This is a genomic window from Rhizobium sp. CC-YZS058 (assembly GCF_034720595.1).
Classification (GTDB): Bacteria; Pseudomonadota; Alphaproteobacteria; order Rhizobiales; family Rhizobiaceae; genus Ferranicluibacter.
Window position 1 is genome coordinate 716,012 of record NZ_JAYESJ010000001.1, and the last position, 24,362, is coordinate 740,373.

At 65.7% G+C, this 24,362-nt stretch carries 26 protein-coding genes and 1 tRNA gene; 13 read left to right on the forward strand and 14 right to left on the reverse strand.

Going from position 1 to position 24,362, the window contains the following annotated elements:
* Window positions 1-159 precede the first annotated feature (159 nt).
* Entirely contained in the window at window positions 160-519 is a 360-nt protein-coding gene (locus U8330_RS03515) for a response regulator (protein ID WP_323107139.1), read from the forward strand.
* A gap of 271 nt (window positions 520-790) precedes the next feature.
* On the opposite strand, the gene U8330_RS03520 is transcribed toward U8330_RS03515, so the two are convergent.
* From U8330_RS03520 to argH, 4 genes are all read right to left on the reverse strand, one after another.
* Entirely contained in the window at window positions 791-3,430 is a 2,640-nt protein-coding gene (locus U8330_RS03520; protein WP_323107140.1) for a TIGR02302 family protein, read from the reverse strand.
* 160 nt (window positions 3,431-3,590) lie between these two features.
* Window positions 3,591-4,859 carry a diaminopimelate decarboxylase gene (gene lysA / locus U8330_RS03525; RefSeq protein ID WP_323103766.1) on the reverse strand — a complete coding sequence of 423 codons (1,269 nt, stop codon included), beginning with the start codon at window positions 4,857-4,859 and terminating at the stop codon, window positions 3,591-3,593.
* Window positions 4,860-4,997: 138 nt separating this feature from the next.
* On the reverse strand, window positions 4,998-5,204 hold the full coding sequence (gene lptM / locus U8330_RS03530) for an LPS translocon maturation chaperone LptM (protein WP_323103767.1): 207 nt from the start codon (window positions 5,202-5,204) through the stop codon (window positions 4,998-5,000).
* Between the two features lie 80 nt (window positions 5,205-5,284).
* Window positions 5,285-6,688, reverse strand: a complete 1,404-nt coding sequence (gene argH / locus U8330_RS03535; RefSeq protein WP_323103768.1) for an argininosuccinate lyase — start codon at window positions 6,686-6,688, stop codon at window positions 5,285-5,287.
* An 83-nt stretch (window positions 6,689-6,771) separates the two neighbouring features.
* On the opposite strand from argH, the gene tlpA reads away from it, so the two are divergent.
* Entirely contained in the window at window positions 6,772-7,452 is a 681-nt protein-coding gene (gene tlpA, locus U8330_RS03540; RefSeq protein WP_323103769.1) for a thiol:disulfide interchange protein TlpA, read from the forward strand.
* A gap of 32 nt (window positions 7,453-7,484) precedes the next feature.
* Here the strand turns inward: tlpA and U8330_RS03545 are convergent, their stop codons facing one another.
* From U8330_RS03545 to U8330_RS03565, 5 genes are all read right to left on the reverse strand, one after another.
* A complete protein-coding gene (locus U8330_RS03545; RefSeq protein ID WP_323103770.1) occupies window positions 7,485-8,357 on the reverse strand; it encodes a 3-hydroxybutyryl-CoA dehydrogenase in 873 nt (290 codons plus the stop codon).
* Between the two features lie 147 nt (window positions 8,358-8,504).
* The gene (locus U8330_RS03550; protein ID WP_323103771.1) at window positions 8,505-8,735 is read right to left on the reverse strand and encodes a hypothetical protein; all 231 of its coding nucleotides are present in this window, start codon (window positions 8,733-8,735) and stop codon (window positions 8,505-8,507) included.
* 181 nt (window positions 8,736-8,916) lie between these two features.
* Window positions 8,917-9,099, reverse strand: a complete 183-nt coding sequence (locus U8330_RS03555; protein WP_323103772.1) for a hypothetical protein — start codon at window positions 9,097-9,099, stop codon at window positions 8,917-8,919.
* Window positions 9,100-9,324: 225 nt separating this feature from the next.
* Window positions 9,325-9,588, reverse strand: a complete 264-nt coding sequence (locus U8330_RS03560) for a hypothetical protein (protein WP_323103773.1) — start codon at window positions 9,586-9,588, stop codon at window positions 9,325-9,327.
* 94 nt (window positions 9,589-9,682) lie between these two features.
* Window positions 9,683-9,767 (reverse strand) — tRNA-Leu (locus U8330_RS03565).
* Between the two features lie 208 nt (window positions 9,768-9,975).
* Here U8330_RS03565 and U8330_RS03570 point away from each other — a divergent pair.
* Window positions 9,976-10,563 carry a YqaA family protein gene (locus U8330_RS03570; protein WP_323103774.1) on the forward strand — a complete coding sequence of 196 codons (588 nt, stop codon included), beginning with the start codon at window positions 9,976-9,978 and terminating at the stop codon, window positions 10,561-10,563.
* 23 nt (window positions 10,564-10,586) lie between these two features.
* Window positions 10,587-11,117 carry a disulfide bond formation protein B gene (locus U8330_RS03575; RefSeq protein ID WP_323103775.1) on the forward strand — a complete coding sequence of 177 codons (531 nt, stop codon included), beginning with the start codon at window positions 10,587-10,589 and terminating at the stop codon, window positions 11,115-11,117.
* Window positions 11,118-11,159: 42 nt separating this feature from the next.
* On the opposite strand, the gene U8330_RS03580 is transcribed toward U8330_RS03575, so the two are convergent.
* Window positions 11,160-11,717, reverse strand: coding sequence for an HNH endonuclease (locus tag U8330_RS03580; RefSeq protein ID WP_323103776.1), 558 nt, complete (start codon window positions 11,715-11,717; stop codon window positions 11,160-11,162).
* A gap of 94 nt (window positions 11,718-11,811) precedes the next feature.
* Window positions 11,812-12,498: a DNA-3-methyladenine glycosylase 2 family protein gene (locus U8330_RS03585; RefSeq protein ID WP_323103777.1), complete on the reverse strand. Its 687-nt coding sequence runs from the start codon at window positions 12,496-12,498 to the stop codon at window positions 11,812-11,814.
* Between the two features lie 273 nt (window positions 12,499-12,771).
* On the opposite strand from U8330_RS03585, the gene gluQRS reads away from it, so the two are divergent.
* On the forward strand, window positions 12,772-13,659 hold the full coding sequence (gene gluQRS / locus U8330_RS03590) for a tRNA glutamyl-Q(34) synthetase GluQRS (protein ID WP_323103778.1): 888 nt from the start codon (window positions 12,772-12,774) through the stop codon (window positions 13,657-13,659).
* Here the strand turns inward: gluQRS and U8330_RS03595 are convergent.
* Window positions 13,624-14,622, reverse strand: coding sequence for a YihY/virulence factor BrkB family protein (locus tag U8330_RS03595; RefSeq protein WP_323103779.1), 999 nt, complete (start codon window positions 14,620-14,622; stop codon window positions 13,624-13,626). The two genes, gluQRS and U8330_RS03595, sit on opposite strands and share 36 nt — an antisense overlap.
* Before the next feature lie 129 nt (window positions 14,623-14,751).
* On the opposite strand from U8330_RS03595, the gene U8330_RS03600 reads away from it, so the two are divergent.
* From U8330_RS03600 to U8330_RS03635, 8 genes are all read left to right on the forward strand, one after another.
* Window positions 14,752-15,585 (forward strand): SDR family oxidoreductase, encoded by an 834-nt coding sequence (locus U8330_RS03600; protein WP_323103780.1) that lies wholly within the window; start codon window positions 14,752-14,754, stop codon window positions 15,583-15,585.
* Window positions 15,586-15,609: 24 nt separating this feature from the next.
* Window positions 15,610-15,807, forward strand: a complete 198-nt coding sequence (locus U8330_RS03605) for a twin transmembrane helix small protein (RefSeq protein ID WP_323103781.1) — start codon at window positions 15,610-15,612, stop codon at window positions 15,805-15,807.
* Window positions 15,808-15,809: 2 nt separating this feature from the next.
* Complete coding sequence (locus U8330_RS03610; RefSeq protein ID WP_323103782.1) at window positions 15,810-16,388, forward strand: cob(I)yrinic acid a,c-diamide adenosyltransferase; 579 nt, start codon at window positions 15,810-15,812, stop codon at window positions 16,386-16,388.
* Between the two features lie 42 nt (window positions 16,389-16,430).
* Window positions 16,431-17,222: a rhomboid family intramembrane serine protease gene (locus U8330_RS03615; protein ID WP_323103783.1), complete on the forward strand. Its 792-nt coding sequence runs from the start codon at window positions 16,431-16,433 to the stop codon at window positions 17,220-17,222.
* A gap of 183 nt (window positions 17,223-17,405) precedes the next feature.
* On the forward strand, window positions 17,406-18,155 hold the full coding sequence (locus U8330_RS03620; RefSeq protein ID WP_323103784.1) for an electron transfer flavoprotein subunit beta/FixA family protein: 750 nt from the start codon (window positions 17,406-17,408) through the stop codon (window positions 18,153-18,155).
* A 119-nt stretch (window positions 18,156-18,274) separates the two neighbouring features.
* Window positions 18,275-19,204 carry an electron transfer flavoprotein subunit alpha/FixB family protein gene (locus U8330_RS03625; protein WP_323103785.1) on the forward strand — a complete coding sequence of 310 codons (930 nt, stop codon included), beginning with the start codon at window positions 18,275-18,277 and terminating at the stop codon, window positions 19,202-19,204.
* 358 nt (window positions 19,205-19,562) lie between these two features.
* Window positions 19,563-19,781, forward strand: a complete 219-nt coding sequence (locus tag U8330_RS03630) for a hypothetical protein (RefSeq protein WP_323103786.1) — start codon at window positions 19,563-19,565, stop codon at window positions 19,779-19,781.
* Between the two features lie 81 nt (window positions 19,782-19,862).
* Window positions 19,863-21,536 (forward strand): AMP-binding protein, encoded by a 1,674-nt coding sequence (locus U8330_RS03635; RefSeq protein WP_323103787.1) that lies wholly within the window; start codon window positions 19,863-19,865, stop codon window positions 21,534-21,536.
* Here the strand turns inward: U8330_RS03635 and U8330_RS03640 are convergent.
* Both U8330_RS03640 and U8330_RS03645 read right to left on the reverse strand, forming a co-directional pair.
* Window positions 21,533-22,756 carry a GNAT family N-acetyltransferase gene (locus U8330_RS03640; RefSeq protein WP_323107141.1) on the reverse strand — a complete coding sequence of 408 codons (1,224 nt, stop codon included), beginning with the start codon at window positions 22,754-22,756 and terminating at the stop codon, window positions 21,533-21,535. The genes U8330_RS03635 and U8330_RS03640 overlap by 4 nt on opposite strands.
* Before the next feature lie 50 nt (window positions 22,757-22,806).
* On the reverse strand, window positions 22,807-24,273 hold the full coding sequence (locus U8330_RS03645; protein ID WP_323103788.1) for a lipopolysaccharide biosynthesis protein: 1,467 nt from the start codon (window positions 24,271-24,273) through the stop codon (window positions 22,807-22,809).
* Window positions 24,274-24,362: the final 89 nt, after the last annotated feature.

A 24,362-nucleotide genomic window follows, 5' to 3' on the forward strand; every position in this document is an offset into this window, starting at 1 on the left:
TGTGCGGCTGGCAGCCTGCTCACTGCTCACTGCTCACTGCTCACTGCTCACTGCTCACTGCTCACTGCTCACTGCACCCCCTTTTACCTTTTCCCAACGAAACTCTGATCATGTCCTGCCCGAACGGCCGCGTTGCGGCGTGCGGGCAAGGAGGCCATGATGGCGAGAATTCTGGTGACGGAAGACGAGGATTCGCTCCGGCGCTTCGTGGCGCGGGCGCTGCAGATGGACGGACACGAGGTGGCGCAGGCTGCCGACGGGGCCGATGGCCTGGCCCAGCTCCAGGAAGGGCCCTTCGATCTCCTGCTGTCGGATATCCGTATGCCGGTCATGGACGGCATCGCGCTCGCCCACCAGGCCGCCGACGCCTTTCCCGCCCTGAAGATTCTTCTGATGACCGGCTATGCCGAGCAGCGGGAACGGGCGGATGACCTCGCCGGCAAGATCGTCGACGTCGTCTCCAAGCCCTTCAGCCTCCCGGATATTCGCCGCGCTGTGGCAACCGCGCTGGCGGCGTAAGGGCCGGGCTCCCCCGATTGGGCCGCTTATCGCGCGGCGGCCGAGACCCCCTCTGGCCTGCCTGCCCCCATAAGGGAGGGAGAACGTGGGCGACTGCTCGGACACGACAAGCCATCGCGCGGAATTCTTCTAGTTAAAGCGCAAGGTCAGCGCGCCTCTGCCTCCATCTCAGCAGCACTTGGCCCAATGGCTGGGCGATCGCGCGCCTCTTGGTCTCTCCCCCCTTGTGTGGGAGATGGGCGGCGGGCCAGAGGGGGTCTTTCCTTGGCGCTCACGGCATATCGAGCAGGCGTTCCAGATATTGCCGTTCGAGCTCGGGTGAGCTGTTGGTGCCGAGGCGGCGGCGGATTTCTTCGAGGATCTGGCGGGCGCGCTGCGTGTCGATCTCGTCCGGCACCTTGACCTGATCGCCGAAGTCCGGGCCGACATTCTGCTGGCGACGGCCAAGCGGGTCGCGGCCGTTCTGGCCATATTGCGGCACGCCCTGGCCGGGTCCTTGCCCTGGGCCCTGGCCTTGCCCCATCTGGTTCATCATCTCCTGCGCGCCCTCACGCAGCGCCTGCAGCGCGCGTCCCTGGCTGCCGACCGCCTGGTCGCCCTGGCCCTGGCCGAGCTGGCCGGTCGCGCCGCGCATTTCCTTGCCGGCCTCGCCAAAACCCTTACCGGGCTTGGCGCCCATGCCTTCCAGACCCTTCTGCAGCTCGCTCAGCTGCTGTTCCAGCTGTTTCTGGCGGCTCTGCAGGTCCTTGAGCGCCTGGCGGAGTTCTTCTTCCGTCATCTGCTGCATCGGATCATTGGCATCTGCCTGGTCCTGCGGCTGGCTCTGGCCCGGCTCCTGCGGCATCGGCTGGTCGAACAGGGGGTCGGTGCCGAGCGGGTCGCCGCGTTGCATCCGGTCGCGCAGCGCCTGGTCGGTGCGGAAGGTTTCTTCCATCAGCTTCTGCTGCTGCTGCATCAGCTCGCCCAGCTTGTCCATCTGCTGGCGCATGGCGCTGTTGTCCTGGCCGTTCTGCATCTGCGGCTGGCGGCCGGCCTGGAGATTGTTCATCATCCGCTGCATCTCGGACAGCATCTGGCGCGCCTGGTCCTTCGAGCCCGATTTCGCCAGGTTTTCGATCTGGTCCATCATCTTCTGCAGGTCGCGGCTGGTCAGGCTGTTTTCGGGTGCCTGGCGCTGCGCCATTTGCGGGTTCTTCATCGCCTGCTCGGCCAGCGCCTGCATAAAGGCCTGCATGGCGTCGCGCAGCTCCTTCATCAACTTGGAAATTTCCTCGTCCGATGCATTGCGCTCCAGCGCGTCGGACAGCTTCTGCTGCGCGTCGCGAAGCTGCTTTTCGGCAAGCGACAGATTGCCGTCCTCGATGCCGAGCGCGATTTCCCAGAGGTAGTCGGCCGTTCCACGCAGCATGTCGTCGCCGCGCGCCGTCTCCATCCGGCCCTTGGCCGATTGCAGCAGCAGGTAGTGCGTCAGGTTCGGAATATTCTCTTCCGGCCGAAGCGTGATCGCCTCGTTCAGCTCGATCGCCCGATCGACGCGGTTCGCGTCGAGCGCAAAGACCTGGCGCTCCTCGGCTACCGCTCCGGCCAGAGGCTCGAAGAAGCGGCGGGCGGGGAGGATCATCTCCTGCGGCTGGCTGCGGCCCTCCTGACCGGCGGCATCGCGGGCGACCAGCGTGATCCGGACGCGCTTGCCGGCCAACGGATGTTCAGAAAGATTGCGGCTGGCGACGGCCTTTGCGTCCTTGGCGTTGCGGCGCGGCAGATCCAGCCGGTATTCCGGCGCGGGATAGAGCGGCCGGGCATCGGCGGCCGGAGTGTCGATGGGCACGATCTCGGCAAAGGCCTCAGTCAGTCCGTAGTCGTCCTTGGCGATGAAGGGGACTTCAAGCGCCGCATTGACCGTGGCACGCGGGCCGCCGTCAAAGGCGATCTCCGGCACGGCATCCGGGATCACGGCAAAGTGCCAGCGCTCGGTGCCGACCGTCAGCGTGCCGTCCCGGGTGATCTTGGCGAGGTGCGTCGTGGCCTTTCCGGGCGCCGTCGCCGTTTGCTCGCTGGGCGCGGCAGCAGGTTCGCCGCTCACGTCCTTTGGCGCGCTTGCCTTTCCGTCCGCTTCGCTCTTGGCGTCTTCGACCGGTATTTCGACCGCTGCCGCATCGCCATCGGCCTGGTAGGAGACGGCTGTCGGTGCTGCGCCGCCGGTGATGCGCACGGTCAGGTCGCTGAATTGGGGAACGCGCAGAGCGCTGCCCTGCATGTCCTCGCCGGCCGTATTCGGACGCGCGGTCAGAAAGAGCGGCGCACGGCCAGTATAGCCGGGCGGCGTGACCCAGGCATCGATCCGCACATCCGGTCCAAGGGGGCCAGCGGCAACCGGCAGATGGACCGCATCGGAAATCAGGCCGGCGCGGTTGGAATAGGAATAGGCGAAAGCGACCGCCACCAGAAGAACGGGAACGGCGCGCAGACCCTGCCTGTCGAAGCGGGCGATATCCGGCTGCGGGACGCCGGTTCGCAGGCTCTCGATCGTCCGGGCCATGCGCGCCTGGTGTTCGGCCCACAGCGCCGCGCCGAAGGCGCCATCGGTGGCCGGACGATCCTGCTGCACGCCAATGGCCTGATGGGGCAGCGCATTGCGTGCCTCCAGCATTCGGTCCGCCTCCTCGCGCGCCGGCAGACGGAGGCGGAACAGCGGGATCAGCGCCGCCAGGAACGCCAGTCCGAACAGCGACAGCAAGGCAGCATGGGCAGCGAAGGGAAGAAGGCGGAACAGGCCGAACCAGGCCGCGGAGAGAAAGAGCAACAGCACCGAAACCGGCAGCAGCAGCCGCGGGGCTATCCGCTCGGCGATCAGGATCAGACACGCAGCAGTGCGTTTGGCGGCCAGGCTTCGGGCCAGGCTCTCGCTCATCGCGCCCGATGTGCGGTCATCGCCCTGTCGTGCCTGCCGTTGCCGATCCGTCATGCATCATCCCTTCAACGGCCATAGCCTTCACCGGCTCGACCAGGATCGAGGATACCATCCTTTGTGGCGAAGACGAGGGCGAGAACGCAATCGTGATTGCGGCTGATCAGTCGAACCAGTCCGGCAGGGAGTCGAGGCCGATCAGGTCCTCGATCGTCTTTCGCGGGCGGATGACGTGGAAACGGTCGCCCTTCACCAGCACTTCCGGCACCAGAAGCCGCGAATTGTAGGTTCCGGCCTGCACCGCGCCATAAGCGCCCGCGGTGCTGACGGAGAACAGATCGCCCGGCTTCGGCATGGCCATTTCGCGGTCGAGCGCCAGATAGTCGCCGGTTTCGCAGACGGGGCCGACGATATCGGCGGTGATTCGCGGCGCGTTCGCGGCCTGGATCCTTACCGGCCGGATCTCGTGATAGGCGTCGTAGAGTGTCGGGCGGATCAGATCGTTCATAGCGGCATCGACGATGACGAAGGTCTTCGAGCCGCCATCCTTGACGTAGATGACCTCGGTCACAAGCACGCCGGCATTGCCGACGATCAACCGCCCCGGCTCCATGACGATCCGGCAGTTGAGGCCGCTCAGCTGGGTCTTGACGATGGCCGCATAGGCATCGGGCAGCGGCGGCGGCTGGTTGTCGTCCTTGTAGGGCACGCCGAGACCGCCGCCGACATCGACATGCTCGATCTCGTGGCCGTCGGCACGCAGGGTTTCCACCAGCGTCTTCAAGAGCCGGAAGGCGTCGTCGAAGGGCTGCAGCTCGGTGATCTGGCTGCCGATATGCATATCGATGCCCGTTACCTGGATGCCGGGCAGGGTGGCGGCATGGGCATAGACCGCGCGGGCGCGTTCGTAGGCGATGCCGAACTTGTTTTCCTTCTTGCCGGTCGAAATCTTGGCATGCGTGCGGGCATCGACGTCCGGATTGATGCGGAAGGACACCGGCGCGCGCATGTTCAGCCGCACGGCGCGGGCATTCAGCACTTCGAGCTCCGGCTCGGACTCGACGTTGAAACAGTAGATGCCGGCTTCGAGCGCCATGTCCATCTCGCCCGCCGTCTTGCCGACACCGGAGAACATGATGCGCGATGCGGGAATGCCGGCGGCCAGCGCGCGCGCCAGCTCGCCGCCCGAGACGACGTCGATGCCGGCGCCGAGCCGACCGAGCGTCTTCAGCACTGCCTGGTTGGAATTGGCCTTCATCGCATAGCAGACCAGCGAATCCACTTCGGCGAAGGCGCTGGCGAAGACCTGGTAATGCCGCTCGAGCGTTGCGGTCGAATAGCAGTAGAAGGGCGTGCCCACGGCGCGCGCAATGTCGAGAAGCGAAACATCCTCGGCATGGAGAACGCCATCACGATAATCGAAGTGGTTCACGGCAGCTTCTGCTCCTCGGTCCGGCCGGAACGCGGGCCCTTGCCCTGTACCGGATCGGCATGAATGTCTTGGGTCTTGCCATTCCGGCAACGTGCAATTCGGCATCGGCGCTTCGCGCGGTCCGTTCCTCCGCGGGTGCTAGAGCAGCGGATCCAGGAAGAAGCGCCGCTCCGGCACGGTCTTGTTGGTGTCGTTGCCCTTCTGGTTCACAGCGGCGGCCGGCGTGCTCGGCGGATCGAGATCGCCCTTGCGGCCGCAGCCGGACAGCGCGAGCGTCAGAGCGGCGGCAAGAAGCGCCGTTGCGCCGAGAGAGGAAAGCCGGGGGCGCTGGGGCCGGGAGGGCATGAGGATCGTCCTTGAACGAGCGGGTCGGAACTGCCGCCGGGACCAGGCCGGTGGCAAGGAATACGGAGGCTTATACTGGATCAGTTGCGCGCGCGCCACCAGGCGATCTGCCGGCGGACTTCCGAAGGCGCCGTCCCGCCATAGGAGGTACGGCTCGCGACCGAGGCCTCGACGCTCAGAACATCGAAGATGCCGGCGGTGATCCCCGGGTGGAGCGTCTGCAGCTCGTCCAGCGACAGGCTTGCCAGATCGCAGCCCTTGGCTTCCGCCATGGCGACCGCGCGGCCCGTGACGTGATGGGCATCGCGGAAGGGCAGGCCGGCTTCGCGGACCAGCCAGTCGGCAAGGTCGGTGGCGGTCGAATAGCCCGAGCCGGCGGCGGCCTTCATGCGGTCGGTCGCGACGTGCAAGTCGCGCACCATGCCGGTCATGGCGGCCAGCGCCAGTTCCAGGCTTTCGGCGGCATCGAAGACCTGTTCCTTGTCTTCCTGCATGTCCTTGGAATAGGCGAGCGGCAGGCCCTTCATCACGGTCAGGAGCGCAATGAGCGAGCCGTTGATGCGGCCCGTCTTGGCGCGGACCAGCTCGGCCGCATCCGGGTTCTTCTTCTGCGGCATGATGGAAGAGCCGGTCGAGAAGGCATCGGACAGCCGGACGAAGCCGAATTGCGGCGTCGACCAGATGACGATCTCTTCCGCCAGGCGCGAAAGATGCACGGCGGTGATGGCGGCGATCGACAGGAACTCCAGGGCGAAGTCGCGATCGGAGACCGTATCGATCGAATTGCGGGTCGGCTCGCGGAAGCCGAGTGCCGCAGCCGTCATGTGGCGGTCGATCGCAAAGCCGGTGCCGGCGAGAGCGGCGGCGCCGATCGGGCTTTCGTCCAGATGCTCCATGGCGTGGCGGACGCGCTGGCGGTCACGACCGAACATTTCGACATAGGCCATGCAGTGATGGCCGAAGGTGACCGGCTGGGCGGTCTGGAGATGGGTAAAGCCCGGCATGACCGTATCGGCATGTTCTTCCGCCCGGTCGAGGAAAGCGGCGATGAGGCCGCTCAGCGCCGTTTCGGTGCGCTGCAGCTCTTCCTTGACCCACAGGCGGAAATCGAGGGCCACCTGGTCGTTGCGCGAGCGGGCCGTGTGCAGGCGGCCGGCAGCGGGACCGATCAGGGCCGCCAGCCGCGATTCGACATTCATGTGAATGTCTTCGAGCCGCCGGGAGAATTCGAAGCTGCCGGCCTCGATCTCGCTTTGGATGGTCGTCAGGCCGTCGACGATGGCTTGCCTGTCCGCCTGCGAGATGATGCCCTGTGCGGCCAGCATGGTGGCATGCGCGATCGAGCCGCGAATATCCTGGGCATAGAGCTTCTTGTCGAAGTCGATCGAGGCGTTTATCTCCTCCATCACCGCGGCGGGACCGGAGGCGAAGCGGCCGCCCCACATCGCGTTCGAGGTCTTCGACTCGGTTGACTGCTCCGCCATTTCTCTTGCCCGCCTTGAAATTGCCCGGCTGGGGAAAGACCCCTGGCGGGAGGATCACATGGACCCGACATGATGGACCCGACATGACAGAAAAGACCACGCGCCGTTCCACCGTCGGATTGCTCTCGGTCGCCGCGCTTCTGGGCGTGCTGGCCGGAGCGGCAGGGGTATACGTGATGGAAAGCCGGTCTGGCAATGGCGCCGCCACGCAAACGGCCGATGCCGGCCAGTGCGCCGCGTCGAAGGACCGGATCGCGCGCCTGACCCCACTGATGAAGGGCCAGGCGGCGGCCATGGCGCCGGTCGACCCGCCCCGCCGCCTCGACCAGCTGACCTTCAAGGATGGCAGCGGCGCCGAGCGGCGCATCGCGGATTTTGCCGGACGGAGCGTGCTGCTCAACCTGTGGGCCACATGGTGCGTGCCGTGCCGGGAGGAAATGCCGGCCCTGGACGCGCTGGAGAAGGCCGAAGGCAACGACCGGTTCGAGGTCGTGGCGGTCAATATCGATACGGGCGGCGACGAGAAGCCGCGGGCCTTCCTGTCCGAAACTGGCGTGTCCGCGCTCAAACCCTATCGCGATTCCTCGATGGGCATCTTCAATGCCTTGAAGCGCGAGGGCCTCGCCTTCGGCCTGCCCGTGACCCTGCTGATCGACGATCAGGGCTGCCTGCTCTCCGCCATGAACGGCCCGGCAAGCTGGGACAGTGCCGATGGCCGGGCTCTGGTGACGGCGGTGCGCGATGGCGGGCCGGCAAGCCCCTAACCGAGAACGACGGCAGTGCAGGCCTTTCGCGCTTAGCGCGTGGGCACCGGGGTTTCTCCGCGATAGTCGTAGAAGCCGCGGCCGGATTTGCGGCCGAGCCAGCCGGCTTCGACATATTTGACCAGGAGCGGGCAGGGGCGATACTTCGAGTCGGCCAGCCCGTCATGCAGCACCTGCATGATCGAAAGGCAGGTATCGAGGCCGATGAAATCGGCCAGCTGCAGCGGACCCATCGGGTGGTTGGCGCCGAGCTTCATCGCCGTATCGATCGCGTCGACACTGCCGACACCTTCGTAGAGCGTATAGATCGCCTCGTTGATCATCGGCAGGAGGATGCGGTTGACGATGAAGGCCGGAAAGTCCTCCGCCACGGTGATCGTCTTGTCGAGCGTCGAGACGAAGGCCTTGGCGGTAGAGAAGGTTTCCTCCTCCGTGGCGATGCCGCGCACCAGTTCGACCAGCTTCATCACCGGGACCGGGTTCATGAAGTGGATGCCCATGAAGCGTTCCGGCCGGTCCGTGGCGGAGGCAAGACGGGTGATGGAGAGCGAGGACGTGTTGGTGGCGAGGATGGTTTCCGCCTTCAGCACCGGACAGATCTGGCCATAGATCCGGCGCTTGACCGTCTCGTCTTCCGTCGCAGCTTCGATGACGAGGTCGGCAGGGGAAAGATCGTTCAGGTCGACCGAGCCCTTGATCAGGGCGAGCGCCTTCTTGCGGTCCTCGTCGGTCAGCTTGCCGGACGCGACCTGGCGCGCCATGTTGCCGTTGATCGTCGCCAGCCCGGTCTCGATCCGTTCGGGCGAGACATCATAGATATGCACCCGGTACCCGGCCATTGCCGAAACCTGTGCAATGCCGCAGCCCATCTGTCCGGCGCCGACTACTCCGACATTCTTGATCATCAGACGGTCTTTTCCTCGTCGCGTTGGCTCGAAAGAGTTCCGGCCCTGGCCGGTGGGGAAGTGATAGAGGCTCGCCTTCGGTATTTCCAGTCTATTCGGCTCTTGGCGGCCTGCAAGCGGGGAGAGGCACGGCCGCGTCCGTGTCGGTCAGCGTCCGGCCTGCAATTCGAGGAAATCCGGCTGTTTGATCTGCCGCACCTCGACCTCGTAGGTGCCCATCGGCATGCCGTCGATCACCACATCCTCGACCGTGATGGTCATGATGCTGAACTCGCCGCTTTCCAGGTGAACGGCGGCCACGTGCTCGGCGAGACGGTTGGCACTGTCCTCCACCTCGGCGGGCACCAGGCGATAAGGCGTGAAACGGGGATGGTGCATGAAACACTCCGGGCGGGCGGACGAAGCCGGCACGGGCCGTGCTCCTCGGGTCCGGATCATTTTGCGGGATAAGCGGCGGCTGCACAAGCGGGGAAGCGGATGACGAGGCGCGGCGGGACTATAGGGGTCCTAAATCCTCCGTCTTCACGTCCGAGCCATCGGCAGTCCGTGGCGCAGGGCGCTATACGAGCGGACTGCTGCGGCTGTCCTCGCTGCGGTTCAGGACGTCGGCGATGTCCTCGGCATCTTCCCGCGCAAGGCCGACCAGATCACGCCCGTCCGAGGCGGCGGGCAGGCCGGTTTGTTCGTCGATGACGGCAAAGCGGTCGCCATGCTGGCGGCGAACGGCGTAGCGGGTCTCCATGCGCAAGTCCCTCCATCCAGAGACCGTCTCGGCCAGCCGGCCGTTCGGGCCGTCACCCGCCGAGACGGGCGAGAGCGGGCAAAACCACGATAGCCAATGCCAGACCGAAACCATCCTGGTCTTATCACGGTGTCGACGGATCATGCGCCATGATGAAACAGACAGCCGCTGCCGTCACGTCCAAAAATGCCGGAGGACGTGACGGAAGAGCGCCGTCATTCCTGCTCAGTCGCGATTGGCGGTGACCGGCGGCGGCATGTGGCCGCGATGATGGGTGGGGTTCGTCCCCGGCTCGCCTTCCACCGGCGCTTCCTCTGCCTTGCTGCCGGGGCCAAGCGGCAGGGGCGGCTTGGGGCTGACGGTCGAGTCGGTCTCAGGCGCAGAGGCCGGCTGGGGCTGGCGCTCGACATCGACCGCCGAAGGCGTCGTCTGGTTGCCGCTGCCGAAACCGGCGTTCTGCGCGAGATCGGAATTGCTGGCGTCGCTCATGGCTTTCTCCTGTATTTGACAGGAAAACCCATTGCAGGCTGGCTGGTTCCAGCAGGGTCGGCAAAGGCGAGGGGAGAGCGTGCCATAGGCCTGCTGGTGCCCCATGCCGGGGTCGAACCAGCACTCCTTTCGGAACTCGATTTTGAGTCGAGCGCGTCTACCAATTCCGCCAATGGGGCACGGAGGCAGCGGGAGAGATGTATACGAAGGGTCAAAAGCGGGTCAACGGCATTTTGGTCACCCGCGCCCACAAAAGCCATCCCTGCATGGCTTCCATGCGCTGCGGGTGATTTACAGCGCCGTTCGCGCAGCCTAGAAAACGCCGTGGCCGGTTCCGGCCGCCTCATCTCCCGCCCATTCCTCCTAGAGCAAGACAAGGGTTCCCGTATGCTGCGTCGCCTGTACGACTGGACCATGTCGCTTGCCGCCCGCAAATCCGCGGAAGTCTGGCTGGCGATCATCGCATTCGTCGAGAGCTCGATCTTCCTTGTTCCCGCCGACGTGCTGTTCCTGCCGATGGCGCTGGCGCGGCCGCAGCGCGCTTGGCGCTATGCGCTGATCGCGACCGTCGCCTCCGTCCTCGGGGGCATTGCCGGCTGGTATCTCGGCCATTACGCCTATGAGGCCATCGCCAAGCCGATCCTCGCCTTCTACGGCAAGCTGGAAGCCTTCGAGCAGCTCAAGAATTCGGTCGGCTACGAGACGCTGGTGTTGCTGCTCGTCACCTCCGGTCTGGCGCATCTGCCGCCGATCAAGGTGGTGACGATCCTGTCCGGCGCCGCCAACATCAATCTCGGCCTGTTCATCGTCTCCGCGATCATTGCGCGCGGGGCGCGGTTCTATCTTATCGCCTGGCTCCTGAAGCGCTATGGTGAAGACATCCGCCATTTCATCGAGAAGCGTCTCGGTCTGCTGGCGGGCATCGTGGCGGCCGTGCTGATCGTGATTTTCGTCGGCTACCGCCTGTTCATCTGACAGGATTGCGCAGACCAGAGCCCATGACCCTTCCATCCTCGTCCGCCGGCTTTTCGGCCCGCCGTTCGCCGGCCCTCCTCTATGCCACGCTCGTCACGCTCGGCATGGCGGTCACCGTCGGCATCGCGCTCGGATTCGAGCATCTCGGCGGTTACATCCCGTGCGCGCTCTGCCTCATGCAGCGCGAGCCCTATTATTTCGGCATTCCGGTCGGCCTGCTGGCCATGCTCAGCGCCGCCTTCGGCATGCCGCGTTGGCTGACGCGGCTGCTGCTTCTCGTCATCGTGGTGATGATGCTCGTCGGCGGTGGCATCGGCGTCTATCACGCCGGAGCGGAATGGGGCTTTTGGGAAGGGCCTGCCAGCTGCTCCACCACGGCGCAGGGCATTTCCTCCAATGTCGGCGATCTGCTCGGCGATCTCGACAGCAAGCACGGGCCCTCCTGCACCAGCGCCGCATTGCGGGTGCTGGGGCTCTCCTTCGCGGGATGGAACGTTCTGGCTAGCCTGGGGCTCGCCGCCATCGCTGCGATCGGGATCGCAAAGGCCCGGTAAAGCGGGCCTTCGGTTGCTTTTCCGCGCGTCCCTGCCGCCCGCTCAGGGCTGCAATTCGACATCCCAGTAGAGATAGTCCATCCAGCTTTCATGCAGGAAGTTCGGCGGGAAAAGGCGGCCGTTGTTGTGCAGGTCCTGCACGGTCGGGTGATACGGCTTCTGATGCGGGAACATGCCGGCCTGTCGAGGCATCTTGCCGCCCTTGCGCAGATTGCAGGGCGAGCAGGCGGCCACGACGTTTTCCCATGTGGTCTGCCCGCCGCAGCAGCGCGGGATCACATGATCGAAGGTCAGGTCGTCCGTCGAGCCGCAATACTGGCATTCGAAACGGTCGCGCAGGAAGACGTTGAAGCGCGTGAAGGCCGGATGCCGCGACGGCTGCACATAGCTCTTGAGACAGACGACGCTCGGCAGCTTCATCGAGAAGCTGGGAGAGGAAACCTGATGCTCGTACTCGGCCAGGATGACGACACGGTCAAGAAAAACGGCCTTGATCGCGTCCTGCCAGGACCAGAGCGACAAGGGGTAATAACTCAGCGGCCTGTAGTCGGCGTTCAGCACGAGCGCCGGGAGAGCCTGAGGTGAGACTGCAATCGTCAAGTACGTGGACTCCTGATCGATTCGGCATCTGCCCTTCTATATTAGGCGTGTTACGTCAAGATTGTGAAGCCCGAACCCGAAGCGCGCAAAAGATTCATTGCATTGGCTTTTTGGCCCCGCTTGAGAGGCTGGAAACCGCCGGCTGCGGGGCGCCGCTGCGCCGCATGCCGACCGCATAATAGGCCCAGAAAAGCCGTGCCGCGACACTTCGCCACGGTGCCCAGTCTTCCGCAAGCACTGCCATGGCTTTCCGGTCCGGGCGCGCGGTGAGCGCAAGAGCATGCGCCACCGCCGCCTGCAGGGCGACGTCTCCGGACGGAAAGATGTCGGCATGCCCGGCGCAGGAGAGCAGATAGACCTCTGCGGTCCAGGGGCCGATGCCGGGCAGCGCACACAGGCGCTCGACGGCGGCAGGCGCATCCAGCATGCATAGAGCAACGAGATCGATCCGCTCGGCGAGCACGGCCTCGGCCAGGCCCGCGAGCGTCAGCCTCTTGGCTCGGGACAGGCCATCCGCCCGAAACTCCGCCTCGCTCGACTGCGCCACGGCCATCGCCGTAACCTCGCTCATCCGGGCTTCCATCCGCGCCCAGATCGCCGCCGCGCTGGCCTTGGAGATCATCTGTGAGACGATGATCGAGGCAAGACCGGCAAAGCCCGGCGAGGTCCGGCGGAGAGGGATCGGGCCCGCCTCGGAGAGAACGGCCGCAAGGCGCGGGTCTTTCCGCAGCAAGGCACGCAGACCGGTCTCCACGTCGGCATCCGTTTGGATCAGCTGCATGCGCCAAACCTGTCCGCAGCCCGGTGCATCGATGCGGTGCGCTTGAGAGTCATGATGCCTCGAACAGAGTGAGGGAGCGGCGGCCGGGGCACGAACCTCGGCTGCCGTTCGCCTAGAGCAAGCCCAGCTCACGATGACTTGCCAGCCGGGGCGGGCCTTTCTTACTTCAAGCGTGATGCTCCGGGGAAAGAAAACCATCCTCTCACTCCGAGATGGGTCTGAGGGCCGGTCCGGCCTCTTTCTGGCCGCGTGCGGCTGTGCGAAAAGCAGATCATGCCGAATGCCTGGTCCCGTCCCGTTTTCCGCTTCGCGCCGAGTCCCAATGGGCCGCTCCATCTCGGTCATGCCTTGTCTGCGCTCATCAACGAGCGACAGGCGTCTGAGCTTGGAGGCAGGCTTTTGCTGCGGATCGAGGATATCGACCGGACCCGCTGCCGCCCGGAGTTCGAAACCGCGCTGCAGGCCGATCTCGACTGGCTCGGGATTCCCTACGAGCGCCCCGTCCGCCGGCAATCGGAGCATCTCTCCGACTATGAAGAGGCCTTCGCCACGCTGCGCTCGCTGGGCCTCGTCTATCCCGCCTTCCTTTCGCGCGGGGAGATCAAGGCTCATGTCGCGGCCCATGAAGCGCAGGGACGCGTCTGGCCGCGCGATCCGGATGGTGCGCCGCTCTATCCGGGGCCGGAGCGAGAGTGGAGCCGTGCGGAGCAGGAAGCGGCGCTGGCAACCGGTCGTCAGCATGCCTGGCGGCTCGACATGGGAAAGGCGGTACGGGCCGCAGGTGCGCTGCTGTTCTGGGCGGAGAGCGGGGAGGGGCCGGAGGGGGAAACGGGCGAAATTCTCGCCGCGCCGGAAGCCTGGGGCGATGTTATCCTTTCGCGGCCCGATGCGCCATCCAGCTACCATCTTTCCGTGGTCGTGGACGATGCGCTGCAGGGTGTGACCCATGTGACGCGCGGCCGCGACCTGTTCCACGCGACATCGGTGCATCGGCTTCTGCAAAGGCTGCTTGATCTGCCCGTGCCACTTTATCACCATCACCGGCTGCTGCTCGACCCCGAGGGGCGCAAGCTGTCGAAGAGCAAGGGGGATGCGGGGCTGACGGCCTGGCGCCTGTCCGGCCGGTCAGCGGACGAGCTTCGCCGCTTCCTTCTCGTCTAGCTCGGCATCCTGTGCCTTGGCGACGGCAACTTCCGCCACCTGCTCCGCAGCCTTTTCCTCTGCGACAGTTTCCGCCGCAGCCGGGCTCGGCGCGCCGCGCGCACCGCGGAAATGGCTGATAACCATCCGCTTGACCTTGTATTTCATGATCGCGGCATTGATCTCCGCGCCGATGATGAAGATCGCGCCGGCCATGTAGAGGAAGACCAGCACGATCATGATCGAAGCAAGGCCGGCATAGGTCGAGACATAGTTGGCAAAGGTCGAGAGATAGGAGGCGAAGGCATAGGCGCCGATCGACCAGGCGATCAGCGTGACCAGCACACCGGGAAGCACATCCATGATCTTGCGCCGCCCGTCCGGCAGGTAGAGATGCGAGATGATCAACCCCGCCGTGAGCACGAGCAGCGCCAGCACCGCACTCCAGTTCGCAACGACGGCCATCAGCTCGTCCAGCCATGGCAGCCAGCGGTCCGCATAGCGCAGGGCCAGCGGCACCACGACCAGCACGATGCTGACCGAGGCGAGCACGATGGTGCCCGCCAGCACGAAGCCGAGGCTTGCCAGGCGCGTCATGTACCAGGCGCGACTTTCTGCCACACGATAGGCCCGGTTGAGCGAGACGCGCAGCGCCTCGACCCCGTTGGAGGCGAAATAGGCCGCCGCAAGGACGGAGAGGGTAAGCAGGCCGCCGCGCGGGATGGTCAGCACCTGCACGATCTCGTCGGCGAGCGGCCGGGCGATCGAGGGCGGCCAGGTGTCGAAGATCAGGTGGACCGCGGTTTCGGCAAACTGGTCGGCGCCGAGAAAGCTGCCAAGCGCGGTGCCGAAGATGAGAAAGGGGAAGACCGCGAGCAGCGAGGACAGCGCCACATGGCTCGCCATGGCCCAGCCGTCATCGTCGCTAAAATGCCAGATCGCGTCGAAGACGACCTTCCAGGCTACGCTCAGATAGGACGGCATCCGGTCTCCCCGATCGACACTGGTCAGGGCCCGCTTTCCAACGAGCCGCAATGGCAGATTGTCACCCTATCCCGAATATGGGAAAGCTCGGCTTCTTGTCCACTCCCGGAAGGCAGCAGCGAAGCGCGCATGGCAGACCGTCCCTCGATCATCGTCACCGGCTGCTCCTCCGGCATCGGCGCCTATGCGGCGCGGGCCCTGACGGGCGATGGATGGCGCGTCTTCGCCACGGTCCGGCGCGAGGCCGACCGCGGCCCGCTCGAGGCGGAGGGGATCGAAACCTTCCTAATGGATTACACGCAGGGCGCTACGATCGAGCGACTGGTGGACGATGTTCTGGCTCGCACCGGCGGCCGGCTCGACGCCTTGTTCAACAACGGCGCCTATGGCCAGGCGGGCGCAGTCGAGGACCTGCCGGTGGAGGCGCTGCGCCTCCAGCTGGAAACCAACGTCATCGGCTGGCACGATCTGACGCGTCGGGTCGTCCCCGTCATGCGAGCGCAGGGCCATGGCCGCATCGTGCAATGCTCGTCGATCCTCGGCATCGTGCCCTATCGCTGGCGCGGCGCCTACAATGCCTCCAAGTTCGCGCTCGAGGGGCTGACGCTGACGCTGCGCATGGAGCTCGCCGGCAGCGGCATCGGCGTCAGCCTCATCGAACCGGGGCCGATCGCCTCGCGATTTACGGCCAATGCGCTGGCCTCGGTGGAACGACACATCGATGTCGAAGGTTCGGTCCATCGCGAGGAATATGCGCGTCAGCTCCGCCGCCTGCGCGGGGAAAGCGGGCCGGCGCGCGGCAAGCTTGGGCCGGAGGCGGTCTATGCGGTCCTCAAACAGGCGCTGACGGCAAAATCGCCGAAGCCGCACTATATCGTGACCCAACCGGCCAAGCAGGGCGTATTGCTGAAGAAACTCCTGCCGGCCAGCCTCTTCTACCGCATCATCGGCCGGCTCGGCTGACCCTCTCAACAACCGGACACCGCCATGAATTCCTTTCTTACCGGTCTGACCCTTCTCGTCATGGGTCTTGTCGTGATCGTTCTGATCCGCGGGCTCTTCCATATGGCGAAAGGCGGAAGCGGCAATACGTCGAACAAGCTGATGCAGGCGCGCGTGCTGCTGCAGGCCGTGGCGATCGCCCTCATCATGCTGACGCTGTGGATCACCGGCGGGGGCCGCTGAGCATGGTGCGGCTGAACAAGATCTACACCCGCACCGGCGACGATGGCACGACGGGCCTGACGGCAGGCCCGCGCCGGCTGAAGCACGATCTGCGCGTCGAGAGCTACGGAACGGTGGACGAAACGAATTCGGCGATCGGCATGGCACGGCTCTCGACCGGCGCCGATCCGGTTCTCGACGGCATGCTGATGCGGATCCAGAACGATCTCTTCGATCTCGGTGCCGATCTTTCGACGCCGGACACCGGCGAAACGCTGGGCTTCCCGCCGCTGCGGATCGTGCCTGCCCAGGTGCTGCGGATCGAGACGGAGATCGACCAGCTGAACGCTGCGCTCGATCCGCTGCGCTCCTTCGTTCTGCCGGGCGGCACGCCGGCTGCTGCGCATCTGCATCTCGCCCGCACCATCGCGCGGCGGGCGGAGCGGCTGATGGTGGCGCTTGCCCATACGGAGGGCGAGCATGTCGGGGTGCCGGCGCTCGAATATATCAACCGCCTGTCGGACTTCCTCTTCGTCGCGGCCCGTTTCGCCAACGAGAAGGGGCGGGGCGACATTCTCTGGGTGCCCGGCCAGAACCGTTAGGCCGCCGCCCGGCCGGGCGCGTTCGGCCGCACGAGGAACCGCATGTTCATTCCGCTGCACGATGCGAACACGCTCAAACATATTCGCCTGCAATATGTCACGATCGCGCTCATCCTCGTGAACGTCGTGACCTTCGTCATGACCGGGCCGCCCTTCATTTCCGAGATGCGCGCCAATATGGAGCTGCTGAGCTTCGGCTATATCCCGGCGCTGATCTTCGGCGATGCGCGCCTGGCGCCGGATCTGATCGTCATTCCCGAGCCGGCGACCTTTCTCACCTATGCCTTCCTGCATGGCGACATCTGGCATCTCGGCACCAACATGCTGTTCCTCTGGGTGTTCGGCGACAATGTCGAGGATGCGCTGGGCCACCTTCGCTTCCTTCTCTTCTATCTGCTCTGCGCGGCCGCCGGAGCCTTGGTCCACGGCCTGCTGAACGTGGAGTCGCAGGCGCCGCTGATCGGCGCATCGGGCGCGGTGTCGGGCGTCGTTGCGGCCTATCTCGTGCTGCATCCGCGCGTTCGGGTCTGGGTGCTGGTCTTCTTCCGCATTCCTCTACCACTCCCCGCCTTCGTGCCGCTTCTCTTATGGATCGGCCAGCAGTTCTACATGCTGCTTGTCGATCCGACGGCCGATGTCTCCTGGGGGGCGCATGTCGGGGGGATTCTCGCCGGTCTCGGCCTGATCCTGCTGCTGCGCCGCCCGGACGTGCCGCTGTTCGATCGTCGCCTTGTCACGCCGCAGGCCGTGGTGGACACCGGCCGCCCGGCCCCAGGCCCCTGGGGGCCTCGGGCTCAGGCTTCCAAGGGAAGGGAGGGCGGCGGAAGCGCATGACCCATCGCTTGATCGAGGCGGCCATGACGTGTACGTCAACGTCACAGGAGTGTCATTGGCTGGGGGAGCGTCGGCCGCGGCGATTGAATTTGGAGCGAAAACGCGTATCCATGTCGCCAACCGACAATCGGCCCTGCCGGTGATGGAGCATGGTCTCCGGACCGATCAAGAGGAACGCATCCCATGAAAATTCTCGTGACCGTCAAGAGGGTCGTTGATTACAACGTCAAGATCCGCGTGAAGCCGGATGGCACGGGCGTCGAGCTTGCCAATGTGAAGATGTCGATGAACCCCTTCGACGAGATTTCTGTCGAGGAAGCGCTGCGGCTGAAGGAAGCCGGCAAGGCAGACGAGGTCGTGGTGGTGTCGATCGGCCCGGCCAAGGCGGAAGAAACGCTGCGCACCGCGCTCGCCATGGGCGCCGACCGGGCGATCCTGGTGGAAACGGAGGATGCGGTCGAGCCGCTTGCCGTCGCCAAGATCGTCAAGGGCGTTGCCGAGGCCGAGCAGCCGGGCCTGATCATCGTCGGCAAGCAGGCGATCGACGACGACAGCAACCAGACCGGCCAGATGCTGGCGGCCCTGCTCGGCTGGAGCCAGGGCACCTTTGCCTCCAAGGTCGAGCTCGGCGCCGACAAGGCCACCGTCACGCGCGAAGTCGATGGCGGCTTGCAGACGATCGAGATCACCCTGCCGGCCGTGGTCACCACCGACCTGCGCCTGAACGAGCCGCGCTATGCCTCGCTGCCGAACATCATGAAGGCCAAGAAGAAGCCGCTCGACAAGAAGAGCCCGGCCGATTTCGGCGTCGACACCAGCCCGCGCCTCAAGGTTCTCAAGACGGAAGAACCGGCCGGCCGCCAGGCAGGCGTCAAGGTGAAGTCGGTGGCCGAACTGGTCGAGAAGCTGAAGACCGAAGCCGGCGTGCTTTAAGGCGCGCGCGCCATGCGGCGTCAGGCTCCCGCCGGCACCGCAAAACGACGAACAGAAGTTGAGGAAGGCAGTCCGGCGGGCGGTTTTTAGTCCCGGATGCCGAGATGAGGAATTCGATCATGGCCATTCTTGTCCTGGCTGACCACGACGCCAGCACCGTATCCGACCAGACCGCCCGGGCGATCTCTGCAGCCGGCGCCATCGGCGGCGAGATCCACCTGTTGCTCGCCGGCACCGGGCTTGATGCAGCGGCCGCCCATGGCGCGACGCTGTCCGGCGTCTCCAAGGTCCTGACGGCCGAGGGGGATGCGCTGTCCCACGGGCTTGCCGAACCGCTGGCCGATCTCATCCTGTCGCTTGCCGGCGCCTATGACGTGATCCTGGCGCCCGCCACCTCGCTCGGCAAGAACGTTCTGCCGCGCGTGGCAGCACTTCTCGATGTGGCGCAGATCTCGGAAATCACCGAGGTCGTTTCCGCCGACACGTTCAAGCGGCCGATCTATGCCGGCAACGCCATCCAGACCGTGCAGTCAGGCGACGCGAAAAAGGTGATCACCGTGCGTACAGCCGGCTTCTCTCCGGCGGCAACCGGCGGACAGGCAACGGTCGAGGCTGTCCCGGCCCCGGCAGCAAAGGCGTTGTCGAGCCATGTGTCGGACGCGCTGTCGTCCTCCGACCGCCCGGAGCTGACCTCCGCCAAGATCATCGTCTCGGGCGGCCGCGCGCTCGGCTCGTCGGAGAAGTTCCAGGAGGTCATCCTGCCGCTCGCCGACAAGCTCGGTGCCGCGGTTGGCGCCTCGCGCGCGGCGGTCGATGCCGGCTACGCGCCGAACGACTGGCAGGTCGGCCAGACCGGCAAGGTCGTCGCCCCGCAGCTCTACATCGCCTGCGGCATTTCCGGGGCGATCCAGCATCTGGCCGGCATGAAGGATTCCAAGGTCATCGTCGCGATCAACAAGGATGAGGAAGCGCCCATCTTCCAGGTCGCCGATTATGGCCTCGTCGGCGATATTTTCGAGATCCTGCCCGAGCTTGAAAAGGCGCTCTGAGCGCCACGGCTCATTCTCACAAGCCTGGAACGGCGCGTCGGCAACGGCGCGCCGCTTTCGTTTGCGCGCCGGCGTGCCGTGTCATGAGAGAGGAGGAGTGTCTTGGCCTCGTCGGCCTCTGAAAAGAGGCGAAGGGCGCGCGGACGCAAGCACTTACCGCGCGTGGAAGGATCATGCCTGCCAAGTCTGAAGGCGAGGTAAACGGCCATGGAAATATGCACGAAAACGCTCCATGCCGTGCCATGGCGGGACAGGCGAAAAGTGCTGTTGAGACAGGAGGAAGACGTGAGTTGCGCAATGGAACAGGTCGGCCGCATCCTGCCTTTCATCCCCATCACGCCACGCAGGATGCCCGCCCATGTCACTGTCTGAGTCTTTCATTCCGCCGCAGTCGGAGATCGATGTCGTCGAAGCGGCTGTCTTCTCGCTCTGCGCGGAGCGCAGCATCGCCTTGCGCAGCCAGGCCGGCGTTCGGGTTGCCGGTGCCGCCATCAGCCTGTTCTGCGCAGGCTATCAGACGCAGGATGCCCTTCGCGAGGCGCTGTGCGCCGGGGATGACGCGGTTCGCGCGCTCTAGGGCGGCGTTGGCAGTGCGAAAGAATTGATCTTGCCGGGGCTGCAGTGTTAGCTGCTGCAGCATAACTCCTGCGGATCGCCGATGCTGCCCGACCGACCGACCTATGACGCGCTGATCCGGGACTTCCGTTGGGAGATCCCCGCGCGCTTCAACATCGGCGCGGCAGTCAGCGATGTCTGGGCCAGTCGCGATCCGGATCGGATCTGTCTTCAGCACTTCGATCCCACGGGCGAGCACCGCGCGCTCACCTATCAGGCGTTTGCTCAAGCCTCCTCCCGCTTCGCCGCAGGCCTTGCGGCGCGCGGCATCGCGTCGGGCGACCGGGTGGCCATCCTTCTGCCGCAGGGTTTCGAGGCGGCGATCGCCCATGCCGGCATCTACAAGCGCGGTGCGATCGCCCTGCCGCTGGCGCTGCTCTTCGGGGTCGAGGCGCTCGAGTTCCGACTGCGCGATGCCGGCGTGGCCGCAATCGTGACCAATGGCTTTGGCTATGAAAAGATTTCCGCCCTGCGCGCCCGTCTGCCGGAACTGCGACTGGTGGTCCTTGTCGATCAGGACGGCGGCAAGGATCCCGGCACGGAACCTTTCGCCGCCCTGACGGAGGGTGCGGGGGAGGGGTTCCGCCCAGCGGAAACCGGCCCGGACGATCCGGCGCTGATGATCTACACATCCGGCACCACGGGCCCGCCGAAAGGCGCTCTCCATGGTCACCGCGTGCTGCTTGGCCATCTGCCGGGGTTCCAGTTCCACCATGGCGGCCTGCCCCAGCCGGGCGACCGCATGTGGACGCCGGCCGACTGGGCCTGGGCCGGCGGCTTGCTGAACGCGCTGCTGCCCTCGCTCTATTTCGGCGTCCCGGTGGTCTCCTCGCCAGCGCAGAAGTTTGATCCGGAGATGGCCTTCCGCATCATCGAGACCATGCAGGTGCGCAATGCCTTCATTCCACCGACTGCGCTGCGGCTGATGGCAACGGTGGACAACCCGAAGGCCCGTTTCCGATTCGCGCTGCGCAGCGTCGGCGCCGCGGGCGAGGCGCTGGGGCGCGAGACCCACGAGCAGGCCAGCGCCGCACTGGGCGTGCCGATCAACGAGTTCTACGGCCAGACCGAGTGCAACATCGTGCTGTCCTCCGGCTCGGCCTGGGGCGTGCTGAAACCGGGCTCCATGGGCAAGGCGGCGCCTGGCCATCAGGTGGCGATCATCGACGCCGACGGGCGGCCGCTTGCCCCGGGCGAGCCGGGGCAGGTCGCCGTGCGCCGCCCGGACCCGGTGATGTTCCTCGGCTACTGGAAGCAGGACGCGGCGACGCAGGCGAAGTTCATCGGAGACTGGATGACGACTGGGGACCAGGGGGTCATGGACGAGGAGGGTTATGTGACCTTCTTCGGCCGCGACGACGATGTCATCACCTCCTCCGGCTACCGGATCGGGCCGAGCGAGGTGGAGGATTGCCTCGTCGGCCATCCCGCCGTGGCCATGGCGGCCGTGGTCGGCAAGCCGGACCGGCTGCGCACCGAAATCGTGAAAGCCTATGTCGTGCTCGCGCCGGGCTTCGAGCCGGGGGAGGCACTGTCGCAGACGCTGGCAGCCCATGTGAAGGCGCGGCTTTCCATGCATGAATATCCGCGCGAGATCGCCTTCGTCGAAACCCTGCCCCTGACCACCTCCGGCAAGATCATCCGCCGGCTTCTGCGCGACCAGGCACGCGCGGAGGCGGAACGCGCTGAGTCCGCCGCGCCAGCCGGTCCCGTCTAACGCAGGGCGAAGGCGCGGATCTTGTCGCGCAGCATCTTCGCCATGTTGCGGGTGTTGCGATAGAGATGCAGCTGGGCGGCAGCCTGGCGCATATCGCGGTCGCGGTTGGCCTGCAGGCCGATCACCAGCGTCCCCATCTTCTCCCGCTCCTTCCAGAAGCGGCTCATGATCGGGTGGTCGTCCTGGGTGCAGGAGTCGGTCCGGGTGATATTGGGATCGTCCAGATGCCAGCCGGTCAAAGCGCTCATCAAGAGCTTGCCGGGCGAGAAGCGGGCATAGGCCTCGTCATAGGTGGTTTTCCAGGTATAGGCCTCGCCGCCCATCAGGAAGACGATCATCGAGGCGATCGCCACGCCATCAAGGTCGATCGTGTGGATGCGCACGGCGTCGGATTCGGCAAGGTTGGTGATCGCCTCGCGGGCGAAGGCGGCGCGCAGCCGGTCCATGACGAGCGCCGTGCGCTGCTTGCCCTTCCAGCCGAGCGCCTCCAGCGTCAGGAACTCTTCCATCCGCAGGCGAATGTCTTCCGGGCTGCGGGCAACGCGGTAGGCAACCTCGCCATAGGCGGACAGGCCTTTCCACTGCCGCCGCACCTCGCGCCGGTGCCCGGCGCTGATCGTCCCGGCAAGATAGGCCTCGCCTTCGAGCCGGCTGTCCAGCATCGGGCGGCGGTAGGTATCGGCGACCGTGATCGGCAGGTTGCGGCCGATCGCGACCGCCCGGGCCAGCTGCGCGAAGGGGCCGTTCAGCCGAAGATCGGGCAGCACCAGCACGCCCGGCAGTCCGTTATCCGGCTGCCCCAGCGCCTCGAACAGATTGTCGAGCGTTTCGGCGGCGTCTTCCATGTCGAGCAGCGGCGTGCCGAGCGGTCCGAACGGGTTCGCCCAGGCCCGCAGGATCGGCGCGCCGATCGAAAAGCCCGGTCGTTCGATGGAGAAAGGCATGAGGAAGCGGATGCGGCTGCGGCTCTGGCTGAGGTCGCGCACCAGTGCCAGCCGCACGACGCGGTCCTCGAGCCGGGGCATGGCGGGCGCCAGGAACCGGCCGGAGAAGAAGATGTTCGGCTCCAGCACCCGGTTGGAAAGGAAATCGAGTTCCTGCTGCAGGTCGTAGCCGGCGCGGGCGGGGTAGAGGCAAAGCTCCCGCCCCGGCCGCCCGACGGGGAGGATCGCCTCGGCATCGCGATGTTCGGAAAAACGCGGCAGCGGACCGCTCGGCATCGGCGAGGGGCGAACATTTCCGTCGGTGGGATAGTGGGGCGTGCCCTCGGTCATGGCGCAGTCTCCGCTGCTGGTCGTGGCGCACCGCCGGCTCCAGACGACGAAGCGGCAGGGCTGCGGATCGTGAAAGGACGGGGCGCGGCAAAGGCGTGCAGCACGATCCCGAAGGTGCGGCGAACGGCCAGGTGAAGAAGAAGCGCTTCCGCCACCATGGCGCCCGCCGTTGCCGTCGCCGCGCCCGGCAGGCCGAACAGCGGGATGAGCAGCGCATTGAGCGCCAGATTGATGACCAGCGCGCCGGCATAGAGTTTGACGCAGAGCGACTGATGACCGGCCATCGTCAGCAGGGTCTCGGCCGGTCCGACGAAGGCCTTGGCCAGGATGCCGGCGAGCAGGATCGCCATCAGCGGGTAGCCCTGCGTGAAGGCGGGGCCGAACAGGGAAAGGAGGAAACTGCCGACAAGCAGCACGCTGCCGCCGACGGCCAGCGATGGCCAGAACGACCAGCGCGCGCTTTCGACCGCGATGATGGCGAGTTCTCTGCCGTCGCTGCCCGCCATGGCCGCCGAGAAGCGCGGTCCGGCCGCCGCCTTGACCGAGAACAGCACGAAGTGAACGAGCGCGATGGTCTTGGCCGCCGCAAAATAGATCGCGACCTTGTCGGGCTCGAGATAGAGACCCACCACCACCACGTCGGAATTGGTCAGCAGGAAATTGAATCCCTCGATCAGGAAAATCGGCAGGGCGACGCGAAACCAGCTGCCGAACTCGATCCGCCGCGGGCCCGCCGCATAGCGCCGGCCGAGCCGGTAGGACAGGGCTAGGAACTGGCCGAGGCTCGTGCAGTAGGTGGCGAGGATGCAGGCGACCATCGCCGTTTCCGCGCTCGGGGGAAAGCCGAGCGCGACGGCGCCGACCATGGCGCCGAGGATCAGCAGCGGGCGGATGATGTAGGTGGGGCTGAGCGCCGAGACAGCCCAGCTATGGGCCCGCGACGTGCCGTCCATCACATCCCCGAGCGCGATCATCGGCAGGCAGATCAGGCCAAGAATAAGCGGGACGAGGTAGTAGCCCTCGATCATCCGGCCGAAGAAGACGAGGCCGAGGAGGCCGAGGCCGGCCAGCGCGCTGGCCGAAAGCATGGCAAAAACCCGTACCGTCAGCGTCAGGCCCCGGATTTCGGCGTGCGCGTCCCGCGCACTGTATTGGGGAAGGAAGCGGATGATCGCGGTATGGAAACCAAGGCAGGAGAGATTGCCGAACAGCACCGCCAGCACCCAGACGAAGGCATAGATTCCATAGTCGAACTCGCCCATCAGCCGGGCAAGGACGATCTGGGACGCGAAGGCGATGGCGGCGCTGACGATGCGGATGGAAAAGGCGACCAGCGCCATGCGCTGTGCGAGATATTTAGCGTCAGAGCTCGTGAGCAGCGGTTCGAGCCGGTGCATCAACGGCAGGATCCGGTCTCTCAAACCCGGCGGCAGGGCACGCCCCGCCGTCTGACACGCCGCCATCAACACTGGAAAAACACTCGCCTTGGACCGCACAACCCAAAGGCAAGCGATAGCAGGACAGAGTTAAGATTTGGTTGGACGGCGCGGCG

Bases quoted from the DNA above. Each gene is read 5' to 3' on its own strand.
- U8330_RS03515 (WP_323107139.1), top strand. From the start codon at position 160: ATGGCGAGAATTCTGGTGACGGAAGACGAGGATTCGCTCCGGCGCTTC.
- U8330_RS03520 (WP_323107140.1), bottom strand. From the start codon at position 3,430: ATGAGCGAGAGCCTGGCCCGAAGCCTGGCCGCCAAACGCACTGCTGCG.
- lptM (WP_323103767.1), bottom strand. From the start codon at position 5,204: ATGCCCTCCCGGCCCCAGCGCCCCCGGCTTTCCTCTCTCGGCGCAACG.
- argH (WP_323103768.1), bottom strand. From the start codon at position 6,688: ATGGCGGAGCAGTCAACCGAGTCGAAGACCTCGAACGCGATGTGGGGC.
- tlpA (WP_323103769.1), top strand. From the start codon at position 6,772: ATGACAGAAAAGACCACGCGCCGTTCCACCGTCGGATTGCTCTCGGTC.
- U8330_RS03545 (WP_323103770.1), bottom strand. From the start codon at position 8,357: ATGATCAAGAATGTCGGAGTAGTCGGCGCCGGACAGATGGGCTGCGGC.
- U8330_RS03550 (WP_323103771.1), bottom strand. From the start codon at position 8,735: ATGCACCATCCCCGTTTCACGCCTTATCGCCTGGTGCCCGCCGAGGTG.
- U8330_RS03555 (WP_323103772.1), bottom strand. From the start codon at position 9,099: ATGGAGACCCGCTACGCCGTTCGCCGCCAGCATGGCGACCGCTTTGCC.
- U8330_RS03560 (WP_323103773.1), bottom strand. From the start codon at position 9,588: ATGAGCGACGCCAGCAATTCCGATCTCGCGCAGAACGCCGGTTTCGGC.
- U8330_RS03570 (WP_323103774.1), top strand. From the start codon at position 9,976: ATGCTGCGTCGCCTGTACGACTGGACCATGTCGCTTGCCGCCCGCAAA.
- U8330_RS03575 (WP_323103775.1), top strand. From the start codon at position 10,587: ATGACCCTTCCATCCTCGTCCGCCGGCTTTTCGGCCCGCCGTTCGCCG.
- U8330_RS03585 (WP_323103777.1), bottom strand. From the start codon at position 12,498: ATGCAGCTGATCCAAACGGATGCCGACGTGGAGACCGGTCTGCGTGCC.
- gluQRS (WP_323103778.1), top strand. From the start codon at position 12,772: ATGCCGAATGCCTGGTCCCGTCCCGTTTTCCGCTTCGCGCCGAGTCCC.
- U8330_RS03595 (WP_323103779.1), bottom strand. From the start codon at position 14,622: ATGCCGTCCTATCTGAGCGTAGCCTGGAAGGTCGTCTTCGACGCGATC.
- U8330_RS03600 (WP_323103780.1), top strand. From the start codon at position 14,752: ATGGCAGACCGTCCCTCGATCATCGTCACCGGCTGCTCCTCCGGCATC.
- U8330_RS03605 (WP_323103781.1), top strand. From the start codon at position 15,610: ATGAATTCCTTTCTTACCGGTCTGACCCTTCTCGTCATGGGTCTTGTC.
- U8330_RS03610 (WP_323103782.1), top strand. From the start codon at position 15,810: ATGGTGCGGCTGAACAAGATCTACACCCGCACCGGCGACGATGGCACG.
- U8330_RS03615 (WP_323103783.1), top strand. From the start codon at position 16,431: ATGTTCATTCCGCTGCACGATGCGAACACGCTCAAACATATTCGCCTG.
- U8330_RS03620 (WP_323103784.1), top strand. From the start codon at position 17,406: ATGAAAATTCTCGTGACCGTCAAGAGGGTCGTTGATTACAACGTCAAG.
- U8330_RS03625 (WP_323103785.1), top strand. From the start codon at position 18,275: ATGGCCATTCTTGTCCTGGCTGACCACGACGCCAGCACCGTATCCGAC.
- U8330_RS03630 (WP_323103786.1), top strand. From the start codon at position 19,563: ATGTCACTGTCTGAGTCTTTCATTCCGCCGCAGTCGGAGATCGATGTC.
- U8330_RS03635 (WP_323103787.1), top strand. From the start codon at position 19,863: ATGCTGCCCGACCGACCGACCTATGACGCGCTGATCCGGGACTTCCGT.
- U8330_RS03640 (WP_323107141.1), bottom strand. From the start codon at position 22,756: ATGCCGAGCGGTCCGCTGCCGCGTTTTTCCGAACATCGCGATGCCGAG.
- U8330_RS03645 (WP_323103788.1), bottom strand. From the start codon at position 24,273: ATGGCGGCGTGTCAGACGGCGGGGCGTGCCCTGCCGCCGGGTTTGAGA.